Origin of the sequence: Salmonella sp. 741265055_HSA, from assembly GCF_046569525.1 — a bacterium.
Taxonomy (GTDB): domain Bacteria; phylum Pseudomonadota; class Gammaproteobacteria; order Enterobacterales; family Enterobacteriaceae; genus Salmonella; species Salmonella enterica.
On sequence record NZ_JBKFSQ010000003.1, the window covers coordinates 143089 to 155232 of the forward strand.

Annotated in this window: 10 protein-coding genes; 4 read left to right on the forward strand and 6 right to left on the reverse strand. The window is 52.9% G+C overall.

Annotated elements, in window-relative coordinates; all coding sequences use genetic code 11:
* Window positions 1-412 precede the first annotated feature (412 nt).
* The 3 genes from argR (at window position 413) to yhcN-B (ending at window position 1881) form a co-directional block, all read left to right on the forward strand.
* The gene (argR, locus tag ACLD4K_RS03090) at window positions 413-883 is read left to right on the forward strand and encodes a transcriptional regulator ArgR (RefSeq protein WP_001257852.1); all 471 of its coding nucleotides are present in this window, start codon (window positions 413-415) and stop codon (window positions 881-883) included.
* A 364-nt stretch (window positions 884-1247) separates the two neighbouring features.
* A complete protein-coding gene (gene yhcN / locus ACLD4K_RS03095) occupies window positions 1248-1511 on the forward strand; it encodes a peroxide/acid stress response protein YhcN (protein ID WP_000695693.1) in 264 nt (87 codons plus the stop codon).
* A 103-nt stretch (window positions 1512-1614) separates the two neighbouring features.
* Window positions 1615-1881, forward strand: coding sequence for a DUF1471 family stress response protein YhcN-B (gene yhcN-B, locus ACLD4K_RS03100; protein ID WP_023201753.1), 267 nt, complete (start codon window positions 1615-1617; stop codon window positions 1879-1881).
* Window positions 1882-1940: 59 nt separating this feature from the next.
* Here the strand turns inward: yhcN-B and ACLD4K_RS03105 are convergent, their stop codons facing one another.
* From ACLD4K_RS03105 to aaeX, 4 genes are all read right to left on the reverse strand, one after another.
* Window positions 1941-2213 carry a hypothetical protein gene (locus tag ACLD4K_RS03105; protein ID WP_001103887.1) on the reverse strand — a complete coding sequence of 91 codons (273 nt, stop codon included), beginning with the start codon at window positions 2211-2213 and terminating at the stop codon, window positions 1941-1943.
* 171 nt (window positions 2214-2384) lie between these two features.
* On the reverse strand, window positions 2385-4352 hold the full coding sequence (gene aaeB, locus ACLD4K_RS03110) for a p-hydroxybenzoic acid efflux pump subunit AaeB (protein ID WP_411011372.1): 1968 nt from the start codon (window positions 4350-4352) through the stop codon (window positions 2385-2387).
* A gap of 5 nt (window positions 4353-4357) precedes the next feature.
* The gene (gene aaeA, locus ACLD4K_RS03115; RefSeq protein WP_183059343.1) at window positions 4358-5290 is read right to left on the reverse strand and encodes a p-hydroxybenzoic acid efflux pump subunit AaeA; all 933 of its coding nucleotides are present in this window, start codon (window positions 5288-5290) and stop codon (window positions 4358-4360) included.
* A 7-nt stretch (window positions 5291-5297) separates the two neighbouring features.
* Complete coding sequence (gene aaeX, locus ACLD4K_RS03120) at window positions 5298-5501, reverse strand: p-hydroxybenzoic acid efflux pump operon protein AaeX (protein WP_000051840.1); 204 nt, start codon at window positions 5499-5501, stop codon at window positions 5298-5300.
* A 183-nt stretch (window positions 5502-5684) separates the two neighbouring features.
* Between aaeX and aaeR the strand changes: the two genes are divergently transcribed.
* A complete protein-coding gene (gene aaeR, locus ACLD4K_RS03125) occupies window positions 5685-6614 on the forward strand; it encodes an HTH-type transcriptional activator AaeR (RefSeq protein WP_000440300.1) in 930 nt (309 codons plus the stop codon).
* A gap of 122 nt (window positions 6615-6736) precedes the next feature.
* Here aaeR and tldD read toward each other — a convergent pair whose 3' ends face one another.
* Both tldD and yhdP read right to left on the reverse strand, forming a co-directional pair.
* Window positions 6737-8182: a metalloprotease TldD gene (tldD, locus tag ACLD4K_RS03130; protein ID WP_183059342.1), complete on the reverse strand. Its 1446-nt coding sequence runs from the start codon at window positions 8180-8182 to the stop codon at window positions 6737-6739.
* A 144-nt stretch (window positions 8183-8326) separates the two neighbouring features.
* Window positions 8327-12127, reverse strand: a complete 3801-nt coding sequence (gene yhdP, locus ACLD4K_RS03135) for an AsmA2 domain-containing protein YhdP (protein WP_411011373.1) — start codon at window positions 12125-12127, stop codon at window positions 8327-8329.
* Window positions 12128-12144: the final 17 nt, after the last annotated feature.

Below are 12144 nucleotides of genomic sequence, written 5' to 3' on the forward strand. Positions count from 1 at the left end.
TAAACTCCTTATTATATGATTAACTAAGTGTCTATTGCTCCGCGGCGGCGACCTTAATTCACAAATTCAATGATTACAATCCTCACTCATCAAGAATGCGGAGTCGCGCAATTTTGGCTTTTATGCATTTAATTTGCGTAATCCGGATCGACTGCAACCAGAGAGCAACGTTCCTACAGGTGGTGACAATATACCCTACTATCCTCTCAAAACAACATCATTTTGATAACAATTAATTTACTTTTAATCTTATTTGCGAGGCGTGACACAGGCATGTTTCTTGATAACGAAATTTGATAAAATTCCGCTCTTTCATAACATTATTTCAGCCTTAAACAAGGCAGACTGTTTGCATAAAAATTCATCTGTATGCACAATAATGTTGTTTCTACTGCCATATTACGGGTGACTTATGCGAAGCTCGGCTAAACAAGAAGAACTAGTAAGAGCGTTTAAAGCGCTCCTCAAAGAAGAAAAATTCAGCTCACAGGGCGAAATCGTCCTCGCGTTGCAGGATCAGGGCTTTGAAAATATCAATCAGTCCAAGGTCTCGCGCATGTTGACTAAGTTCGGCGCAGTGCGTACACGTAACGCAAAAATGGAAATGGTGTACTGTCTTCCGGCTGAACTGGGCGTCCCAACAACATCCAGCCCGTTGAAAAATCTGGTGCTGGATATCGACTATAACGACGCTGTCGTGGTGATTCATACCAGCCCCGGCGCGGCACAACTCATTGCGCGCCTGCTGGATTCACTGGGGAAAGCAGAAGGTATTCTCGGCACGATTGCCGGCGACGATACTATCTTCACTACGCCTGCCAGCGGCTTTTCCGTAAGAGATCTGTACGAAGCCATTCTGGAACTTTTTGAACAAGAGCTTTAGTCCCACTTCCTCCGTCGTCGTACGGCGGAGGCACCTTTTTGTCCCCTCCCCTCGCCGCTTTCCTGTACGGCTATCATTTGGCAAATCATGCCCTTAAACATTCACCAAATGAATGACAAATCAAAAAAACGCACAAAATGTCAAATTTTTTAACCAATTGATTTTCTTTTATTTTTCAAACGACAGCGGCGAAAAACAGCAATTTTAATTCCATAACGTTATAAAAAATAAAATTTTTAATATTTTTAAAAAGCAGAAACAATTAGCGTGGTATTAATTAATCGCGTGATTAGTGTATACTTAATTTTGTGATGAGGGTCACGAAACAAAGACCCCAGTAAAGGAATTCGACGAGGTAAAAATCATGAAAATCAAAACCACTGTTGCAACATTAAGTATTCTGTCCGTTCTCTCTTTTGGCGCTTTCGCCGCAGAACCTATCAGCGCAGAGCAAGCGCAAAATCGTGAAGCAATCGGATCGGTTTCAGTCAGCGCTATCGGCTCATCGCCTATGGATATGAACGCCATGCTGAGCAAAAAAGCGGATGAACAAGGCGCTACGGCCTACCACATTACCGAAGCGCGTAGCGGCAGCAACTGGCACGCCACTGCCGAACTGTACAAATAAAATTCACCTGCCATCGCATATAACGTGTCGTTACTTCGCGGAGATATCGCATAAGAAAAGCCCATTAATCCGCGAGGTTGACCCTATAAAGGAATAAAAGACCATGAAAACGAAATACATTATCGCATCACTCGGCCTGGCCACTCTGCTCTCTTTCGGCGCAAATGCCGCAGTACACCAGGTCAACACGGAACAGGCGCAGAATCTGCAACCGATGGGCACCATTTCCGTCTCGCAGATTGGCAGTACGCCAATGGATATGCGCCAGGAGATCGTCGCTAAAGCTGAAAAAGCAGGCGCTAATAGCTATCGCATCATCGAATTAAAAGAAGGTGATAACTGGCACGCCACCGCCGAGTTGTATAAGTAAACCCTCGTCGTCTAACCCGACGACTTGCCCCCGCCTGTCGGGGGCTTTTTTATACTTTTTCAATGCCGGACATTAAATCGTAGCCGCCCCTCCAGCTCTTCTTCCGCTTCATCAAAGAGTAAAATCAGCGCCCCGTAGCGCCTGCGCAGTTTATCAGGCAGGTGAACGAACTCAATCTCTAGCGGTAGGGGTAAGATATCGCTCATTACCGCATCCCATAATGTATCAAGATCGCTTACTTTCTCACTGGCAAGACCAAACGTCTGCGTAAACTCGCGATAAAAATCGCTTTGGTTTTTAATATCATTAAAATCAAAAGTATAGACATTCATAGCCAGCCACCATCCCCGACAGACAATTGTCTGTTTTACTACTAAGCATCATTATGCAGAGGTTTCACTTCCAGAAACGCTTTTAGCCCCGGAGCACTCTTGCGCTGTTTTTGTATCTCAAATAAGTATAGTCATAAAAAAACCGACGCTTTTGGCATCGGTTCTTGTGGGTTAGCTATCGGTAAGCGCGTTCTGGTATTTATGTAACATGCCCGTCAGGCGTTTAACCGGTTCCGTCACCTGCGGCGGCGCCTCCCAGATACGTAATTTCTCCTGATAGATATCCAGCTCATCCAGCAACTGACCAAAGTAGCGTCGCCGTTTATCATCGCTTCCGGCGGAAATAACATGGTCTGCGGTACGACGAAGCTGGCGGTGGAACACTGACAGATCTTCATTAACCGGTATCGGCGCGTCGCGCAGACGTTGATGAGCAATGATCATCGTTAGCGCCAGGCGAAACTTCGGCAAATCGCCAGGGAATTTATTCATCAGCAAAAAGAGTTGCTGATATAACGCAGGCAGACGGTTTTCTTTACGACGTACCACGTTGGTCGTCATTGCCGAGACCGCAGCGGAAACAAACTGATTAAGCAGCACGCGACCGGTTCGATCTTTGGATTTATCACGCACCAGCAGGATGACGATAAACGCCAGCATACAGCCGACAATTTGCCCCAACGCGCTGTCGAGGAACTGGCTGAAATGGAACGTCATCGGATTATCCAACACAATAATGTTAATCGTACTGGCCAGCGCCCCCATCGACCCCAGACGCCGTTTCTGGACCTCAATGCCGATAAAGAACCCCAATACCGCCAGGCTCAAACATAACAACAGCATACTTTGCTGCGTATTGGGAATAATCACCAGGAAATAGAGCAATCCCAGCGGCAACGCCGCCAGAGTGCCATAAATAAAATCAATGCAGACCATGCGCGGATTGGGTAAACGCATCGCCAGCGAGGTCACCACGGCAATCATCACCATCGCGCCATTACCCGATGTCCAGCCGGTCCATAGCCAGAATAATGTCCCCAGAATGCAGGAAAGCGTGGTGCGCCAGAAGTTCACCATCGCATGGTGGCGTTCAGCGGATTCCACTTTAACCACGGGTTCGCCTTGCAGGATCTCTTCTTCCGTCGCGCTGATTTTGGTGTTGCTGATCACGCCGCGTTTAAGCAGCAGATAGCGCGTCGCAGCGCCTACCCAGCTATAAAGCGTGACGGGCGTTTCGCGCTCGCCGGTCCAGACAATAACACGCCGCATCCGTTTTAACTGCCTGTGGACGTCCTGTACCGTTTCAACCGGCGTCTCGAACAGTTCCCGGAATGTATCGGTAATCAGTTCCGGCCGCGTGTTTTGAATAAGATAAGTTTCACAGGATTGCGTAATCAGCGTGAGCGAAAGCGTATTCAACGCTTTCAGGCGGCGGTTAGCGCGTACCCAGCGCGAAGATTCCATATTCAGATTACTTCGCATCCCCTCCAGCGCCGCCGTGCGTCGCACCAGATCGCCCCAGGCGTTGTCGACTTCTTCGCTGTCGCCATGCTTAATACAAAGTTGCATTAGCTGATATTGCGCTACCAGTAAACTGTCCAGTTCGCGATCAACCTCCTGCTTTATCGATCGCGGCGAAAAAAGCAGATCTGCTAAAATAGCGCAGCCAATGCCGATGACGATTTCGCTACAACGCTCAAGCGCAAATTGCGGCGTGAGCAGCGGCTCCGTCTGAATGGTAATCACAATGATCAGCGCAGTATAACCTGACAGTCCCCACGCATAAGAGTTTTCGATCCGTACTAAAGAGGAGATCCAGGTACAAAAACCGGCCCAGACACAGCACACCAGAATCATCAATAGCGGCGCGCGGATCATAGCGATAATGATGATAAGCGCGGCGATACAGCCAATAAACGTCCCGATAATACGCAACATTCCGCGATAACGGATAGCGCCGGAATAGGGTTCTCCGCCGGCGGCAAATGCCGGGCCTGCCGCCACGATCGCGGCGGTCAGCACCGCCCAACGCGGCGTCTCCAGTTGAAAATGGAAGCCGATAAATAATGCCAGCACAATGGCGCACGCCAGCTTTACCGCAAAGCGAATGTGCTGGTTGGCAATGGAGAAAATGCCCATGACGATTAACCGAATTCGCGCAGCCGGTGCGCCAGTTTACGGAAGAAGGAGTCCTGGCTTGCGTCACGATCCTGCTTACCGGTGATCACGACGGTTGCCGTCGTACCGGCAGGCCACAAATTCCCCTGCTGCTCGTCAAGCCGGATGCGCACCGGAACACGCTGGGCCAGACGCACCCATTCGAGGTTAGAGTCTATCGTCGCCATCCCTTTCGCATCGCTGGTACTGCTGGCATTCGTTACCCCTGCCGCCACGCTATCGACGGTCCCTTTTAATACCCGGTTGCTGCCGAGCGGCGTGATTTCGGCACGATATCCCGGACGCACGCCTTCCAGCTTGGTCTCTTCCATATAGGCCTGCACGTAAAAAGAGTTCTTTTTCACCAGGGCGACGGCTGTGGAACCGCGGGTAATAAATTCACCGGCATAAACATTGAGGTTAGTCACCCAGCCATCGGCAGGCGCGCGAATGACGGTGCGCTCCAGATCGAGTTTAGCCAGATCGCGCGTCGCCTGGGCTTTAGCCAGTTGATGCAGTACCGTCTGCAAGACATTGTTCGCCTGATCGATCTCTTCCCTGGACATCGCCTGTACGCCGAGGCGATTACGGCGACCGGCTTCCTGGCGTTTTTCCTTCGCCAGTACCTGATAATAGGCTACATCAGCTTCCGCTTCCGCCAGCGCTTTTTGATAGCGTGGCTGATCGATGGTAAACAGGACCTGATCCTTTTTCACCAGTTGGTTATCATGCACGTTTACATGGGTAATCAGGCCCGCGACATCCGGGGCAATAGCGACGACATCGGCGCTAAAACGCGCGTCGCGCGTCCAGGGAGATTCGGTGTAATACACCCAGGCGCGGAAAATGGCGATAAAGGCCAGAATAACCAGTACGAGGGTAATGGCCGTACGGGAGAGTTTTCTTGTTAGTGTTTTCACTTCAACCTCAAACGAACAGGCGCGATATTAAATAAAACAGACAACAATACAGCGCAGTATTGAACAGAGCCGGATGCCAGACAAAATCATAGATGCCCGTCGGCACTAGCATCCGACGCACCAGCCAAAAAATAGCCAGTGACAAAAGCAATTCGAAAAATATCGGTGGGAAGGAAAGACCAAACACCACGATAACGGGAAACAGACTCATGTTGACCTTGATTTCTGAGAGAGAGAGCAGGCGATAGATTGTTAAGCTACATCGCCGCAGAGAAGGGCAAGAGACGCCAGGCGAGAGCGACATAGCTCTTATTCGAATAATAGTATATTAACGTAATTGTTATGCTGTTATCTATATTATGTGATCTAAATCACTTTTAAGCCAGAGTGAATAATGGAACGATTAAAACGAATGTCGGTATTCGCCAAAGTTGTCGAGTTTGGCTCTTTTACCGCCGCAGCCAGACAGCTGCAAATGAGCGTATCGTCCATCAGCCAGACTGTGGCGAAACTGGAAGATGAGCTTCAGGTTAAATTGCTCAACCGCAGCACACGCAGCATTGGGCTCACCGAAGCTGGAAAAATCTATTATCAGGGCTGTCGTCGTATGCTGCATGAAGTGCAGGATGTTCACGAGCAGCTTTACGCTTTTAATAACACGCCTATCGGTACATTGCGTATCGGCTGTTCTTCAACCATGGCGCAAAATGTGCTGGCTGGGCTTACCGCAAAATTATTAAAAGAATATCCCGGTCTGGCGGTCAATCTGGTGACAGGAATTCCGGCTCCGGATTTAATTGCCGACGGGCTGGACGTGGTGATCCGCGTAGGCGCGCTGCAAGACTCCAGCCTGTTTTCCCGTCGACTCGGCGCGATGCCGATGGTTGTGTGCGCCGCCAAGCCCTACCTCGCTCAGTACGGCGTCCCGGAAAAACCCGCCGATCTCAGTAGCCATTCCTGGCTGGAATATAGCGTGCGCCCGGATAATGAGTTTGAACTTATCGCGCCGGAAGGAATTTCTACCCGACTGATTCCACAGGGGCGGTTCGTCACTAACGATCCGATGACGCTGGTACGCTGGCTGACCGCCGGAACCGGAATCGCCTATGTGCCGCTGATGTGGGTGATCGATGAGATCAATCGTGGCGATCTGGAGATCCTGCTGCCTCGCTATCAGTCCGATCCCCGTCCGGTGTACGCGCTGTACACCGAAAAGGATAAGCTGCCGCTTAAAGTGCAGGTAGTGATTAACGCGTTAACTGACTATTTTGTCGATGTCGCACACCTGTTTCAGGGGATGCACGGGCGAGGGAAAGAAAAATAAAAACACCGGGTAATTGCTGAAGACGATTGTAGGCCAGATGCCACCCGACGCAGACATTGCCTGGTGGCGCTGCGCTTATCAGGCCTGGGCGACACACACCACAGGCCTGATAAGGCGGACAGTTATGCGGTGCCGCCAACCGTCAGGTTATCGACTTTCAGCGTCGGCTGGCCTACGCCTACCGGCAGACTTTGACCCTCTTTACCGCAGACCCCCACCCCGTTATCCAGCTTAAGGTCGTTGCCGACCATGGAGATCTGTTGCATCGTTTCAATGCCTGATCCAACCAACGTCGCGCCCTTCACCGGCGTCGTGACTTTGCCGTTTTCAATCAGATACGCTTCCGAGGTAGAGAACACAAACTTGCCGGAGGTGATGTCCACCTGACCGCCGCCAAAGTTAGGCGCATAGATGCCGTATTCAACGGATTCGATAATTTCCTGCGGCGTTGACTGCCCCGCCAACATATAGGTATTCGTCATACGCGGCATCGGCAGATGCGCATAAGATTCGCGACGCCCGTTACCGGTCGGCGCAGCGCCCATCAGGCGCGCGTTCAGCTTGTCCTGCATGTATCCTTTCAGCACGCCATTTTCAATCAATACGTTGTACTGGCCTGGCGTACCTTCATCATCGATAGCAACGGAGCCGCGACGGTTCATCATTGTGCCGTCATCCACTACGGTGCAAAGCGCGGAGGCAACCTGCTCGCCGATCTGACCGCTAAACACAGACGTCCCACGACGGTTAAAATCACCTTCCAGCCCGTGACCGACCGCTTCGTGCAGCAATACGCCCGGCCACCCGGCGCCCAGAACCACCGGTAACGTCCCCGCTGGCGCAGCGACCGCGGAGAGATTAACCAGCGCCATGCGTACCGCTTCTTTCGCCCACGCGTCGGCGCGAACCTCGCCGTCGAGATCGGCAAGAAAATATTCATAACCAAAGCGACCGCCGCCGCCGCTGGCGCCGCGCTCGCGTTTACCGTCTTCTTCCACCTGCACGCTAACGGACAACCGCACCAGTGGACGGACATCCGCCGCCAGCGTCCCGTCGGTCGCCGCCACGAGGATTAATTCATATACGCCAGTCAGGCTGGCGTTCACTTCCTGCACGCGTTTATCGGCTTCTCGCGCCGCTTTGTCAACGCGTCTGAGGATATCCAGCTTCTCTTCGCGGCTCATACTTTGCAGCGGATCAAGGGTGGTGTAGAGCGGCTGATGCGCTACGGCGGCGAGCGTTTTTACCTTGCCTTCGCCGTTCTCGCGTACAATGGTTCGCGCTGCCTGCGCACTCTGCTCCAGCGCCAGGAGGCTTATCTGGTCAGCATAAGCAAAACCGGTTTTTTCGCCGCTAATGGCGCGAACGCCAACGCCCTGGTCGATATTATATGAACCATCTTTAATGATGCGGTCTTCTAAAACCCAGGATTCGTGATAGCTCGACTGAAAATAGAGGTCGCCATAATCAAGACGGCGTTCGGCCAGTTGGCCCAAAATAGCGAACAGATCCTGATGGTTCAGGCCATTCGCCGCTAGCAATTGTTCACTTACCAGGTTCAGACTCATCGTTTTTGCTACTCGTTGATTTCTGCCGGATGGCGGTTCACGCCTTATCCGGACTACGTTGTTAGATTGTACAAACCGGATAAACGCAGCGCCGTCCGGCATGACTATTTACTGAGAGTGGGGCAATTCCTCGCCCCCGTCAAATCATTGCTGGCTTTCTTTTATCGGTTGGCGCAGAACTTCGTTGATCTGCGGCGCATCGACCGGACCGGTAATGCGATAACGCAGAATGGAGACCTTGCTCCATAGCGGCCCCAACACTTTACTGGCGGCAAATACCGCCGCGCCGACAATCGGGTTAACGGCAAACGCGGCGGCGACGCCCACTGTGGCGGAAATTTCCGGCGCGACGACTGCCTCCATATCAAGACGACGACGCACCAGATCAACAGAACCTTTCATTGCAATATCCGCTTCCAGCCCATCCACCAGCGTATCGTCAGTATGCAGGACGCCATCTTTAATCCACGCGGTACTATGAATAGAGTCGAAATAGAAACCTTCGCTAAAGGTATCTCTGAAGTCAAACCGCAGCTTACGCAGCAACGCATCAAAACTGAGCAGCCGCAGTAGCTGTCCGGCATGACCGCTACTGAGATCAGTAAACTCGCCTTTACCCAGACGCGTACGTAAAATCCCGTTGAGCGTGGCTTCCTCAGGTTGCCAGGGCGGGTTTCGCCAGTGCAGATCGTAATCTACGTTAAAAGACGCGTTCTGGATTGGCGTCGAGATACCGAAGAACCCGGCAGCCGTGTCGAGGTTACTACCATGCAGACTACCTTTCAGCGAGGTTCGTTCATTACCCGGCGCATTCACCCACTCGCCGTTCGCTTTCAAACGGGCGAATCCGGTATCGATCAGGCCATTCGCCAGAGTCAGCGTATTGCCTTTGATGGCGAAATCGCCATCAATACGCCCATATTTTTGCCCCCACAGCCAGCACTCTTCGCAGCGAAGCTGTAAGTCCGGCCAGCCGCGGAAGCTAATCGTGTTCGCCGGAGCCAACGGCGATGTCGGCGTTGGTGACGAGGCGTGCGTTTTTGCGACGCCAGGGTTGTAGTACAGGTACTTAATGTTCGCCAGCCACGGCGCATGGTTGCGCATGAGCAGCGTGGCGTTCACCTCACGCCCCTGCGCTTCAATTTTTGTTCCGTTCAGCGAGGGGGCTGAAACGACGCTCAAATTGTTCCACTGCTGGCCGCCCAGCGATAGCGCGGGAGTACGCAACGTGACGCGTTGAGGAAACTCGGCCGAACTGCTCACGTTATCCGCCGCGCCTTTCTGGAATAACGCCAGCCATTGCGCACCATCCAGCGCCGGCAGATTGAGTTCAACGCCTTGTTGAGCAGGTAATGGCGGAATCGTCCGGCTGTCCGTCGTCCAGATAGCCCGATCCAACGTCAGCTTCTGATTTAATAACCAGCGGCTGTTAAAGTGATTTTTACTCCCTGCGCTCCCCGTTAGCGCAAAACTTTTCAGGTTGCCGTCAGCCTGAATGTTCACCGGAATGGCTTCGCCTGCGGGTTTATTTAGCGGAGAAGGTAAGTGACTGCTCACATTTCTCAGATCGCCGTTCAGCTCGATGTGATAAGTGGTGTCAGCGTGATACGGAAGATCGATGCCGACTTTACCCTTCCACGTCACGCTGCCGCTCAGGGCGTCATTCAGTTGCGGCGGTAAGACGCCCATACGCGTTGGCTGCCAGTTACCGTTCAGGTTGACGGCGACCTGATAGGCTTTTGCCCCTTCCGTCGTACTGAAATCCAGGTTAAGCGGCTGATTAAACCAGTTTGCCGTCAGCGGCCCGCTTTTTAGCGCGCCATTCACAAAGCTGAATTTACCGTTCAGATTTTTGAGCGTGCTGTTTAGCGGCTTAATAAACAGACTGTTATTACGCAACGAGACATCGCCCTCGGCGGTAACCTGTTCACCATCCAGCGGAATATCAAGATGTAAGCGAGCATTCACATCGCCATCTAACTGGAGCTCCGTCAGCGTCGAGCCAAGCGAGTCTTTTAGTGGCGTCTCGTCGAAATAAGGCCCAACGGCTTTTCCCGGCCCGTTAATATCGGCATCAATGAGCAGTTTCTCTTTGGAATAATCCGGAATCGCCGCCGCGAGTTTGCTGGCCTTCACCCCGCCCAAATCGACGCTATCCGAACGCATCCACAGGCCGTCGTTCAGGAAATCCAGTTCAATATTGAGATTTTTTAGCGCCGGCCAGTCGGGTTGAAAGGCAAACGTCGCATTGCGTAGCGGCACCAGCACTTCAAACTGACCTTCGTTATGCTTATAGGGAAAGAGGTGCGGGTTACCACCGTAAACCAACGTGGCGTTATCCGCCTCGCCGCCCTGAATCGCGCCGCTAAGGTAATCGACCAGCGCTTTGCCCATCAGGTTTTCCGGAAAATAGCGCCACGCCTGAGATCCATCGTCGGTACTGATTCCGGCCAGAATGCCCAGCCACGGTTCGTCGCCCGTCGGTTGCAGATAGCGGAACCCGCCGCGCGCATGTACCGCCTTTGCTTTGACGTCAATGTCGCGGCCATCAAGCTGAAAGCCGTTCTCATTCTTCAACCAGCTAAGCGTCGCGACGCCGTTTTCAATTTCCAGCGGCGCGCGAAAAACGGTTTCATAGGGCATTTTAGCCTGCTGCATCGCAACCTTCATCTGCCCGTCTTCTACGCTTCCCGCCAGCGTACCGGAAAAATGTTCCGCGCCGGGCAACAGCTTCCACTGTTTCCAGGCAAGATTTTCCCACGATGCCTGAAAACGCGTTTTTTCGGTCGCCTGTAGCGGAATATCCAGCGCCAGTGTGGCGATCTTTCCGCTCGGCTGCGTAGCCTGCCATATTTCGCCCAGCACAGGCGACAGTTTAGCCGCCAGCGGACGTAATGCTTCCAGCCCCGCCAGTTCAAGATTACTGGCGCGAATGCGTAGTTCATCGCTACGTGTGTGATTCTCGCCGCCGACGTCCTGCTGCGGGAGCCAGGCCACGGTTAAGGCTCCGCTCGGCCAGGGTTTACCATCAAGCGTAATCCGTGTGTCCGGAATATAAAACTGCCAGCCCGGCTGCTCGCGGCTAATCTGCGCCGTCAGGTTATCGACAGACAGCGTGTGCGTCGTGTTATCGCCCAGCCAGCTTGCGCCGCCCTGTTTCAGCCAGACGTCTCCTCCGGCGATTTCGCCTTTACTGAGCGTCATCCAGCCTTCCAGACTGAAACGCGCCGTCTGGAGCGCCACATTATCCTGCATCCATTTGCCCAGCCACGGCTTGACGTCAATATCGTCGGCCTGTAACCAGACTCTGCCGTTATTCAGCAAACCGTCGTCATCGCGTAAATCCATCCGCACCTGCATCACGCCGTGCTGCCCGGTCAGGCTGGAGAGGCTGACCTCGCCTTCGGCGCGGTGCCGCTCTTTGCCGTTTAGCCAGGTAAGCTGTGGGATCGCCAGCTCCGCGCGTTGTCCGGAAAGCGTCAGAAAACTGATTTGGCTATCGCGCAGATCGAAATGATCGAACTGCCGCAGGAAAAGATCGCTTAAACGGCTGGTTTCGATGCCTTCGCCGTCGCTGCTTTGAAGAGGCGTATTGGTGCGGAAATTGAGTTGCCAGAAGGTCAGGTCGCGAAACTGCCAGCGCATATGCAACAGGCTTTGCCAGACGTCCAGCGCCAGCGTAACGCGTTTTATCGACAGTTCGCCGCCATCTTTCAGGGCGGCATGAATATTATGCGCTTCCAGCGTAGGGCCAAAATTTTGCCAGCTTGCGGAGAGTTGGCTGGCGGCCACCGGCACGCCGGTCACAGACTCAATTTTATTCAGGATAGCTGGACGCCAGGCGTCAAGATGAGGCAACGCCAGGCGCAGCCCGCTAACCAGCAGCGCTGCAATGACGATGAGCGCGGCTCCAGTGAGCAATAAAATCCCCGGCAATCGCCTCACGCGTCTCTCCTTGTCTG

Coding starts and splice junctions, on each gene's coding strand:
- aaeR (WP_000440300.1), top strand. CDS start 5,685: ATGGAACGATTAAAACGAATGTCGGTATTCGCCAAAGTTGTCGAGTTT.
- yhcN-B (WP_023201753.1), top strand. CDS start 1,615: ATGAAAACGAAATACATTATCGCATCACTCGGCCTGGCCACTCTGCTC.
- ACLD4K_RS03105 (WP_001103887.1), bottom strand. CDS start 2,213: ATGAATGTCTATACTTTTGATTTTAATGATATTAAAAACCAAAGCGAT.
- argR (WP_001257852.1), top strand. CDS start 413: ATGCGAAGCTCGGCTAAACAAGAAGAACTAGTAAGAGCGTTTAAAGCG.
- aaeB (WP_411011372.1), bottom strand. CDS start 4,352: ATGGGCATTTTCTCCATTGCCAACCAGCACATTCGCTTTGCGGTAAAG.
- tldD (WP_183059342.1), bottom strand. CDS start 8,182: ATGAGTCTGAACCTGGTAAGTGAACAATTGCTAGCGGCGAATGGCCTG.
- aaeX (WP_000051840.1), bottom strand. CDS start 5,501: ATGAGTCTGTTTCCCGTTATCGTGGTGTTTGGTCTTTCCTTCCCACCG.
- yhcN (WP_000695693.1), top strand. CDS start 1,248: ATGAAAATCAAAACCACTGTTGCAACATTAAGTATTCTGTCCGTTCTC.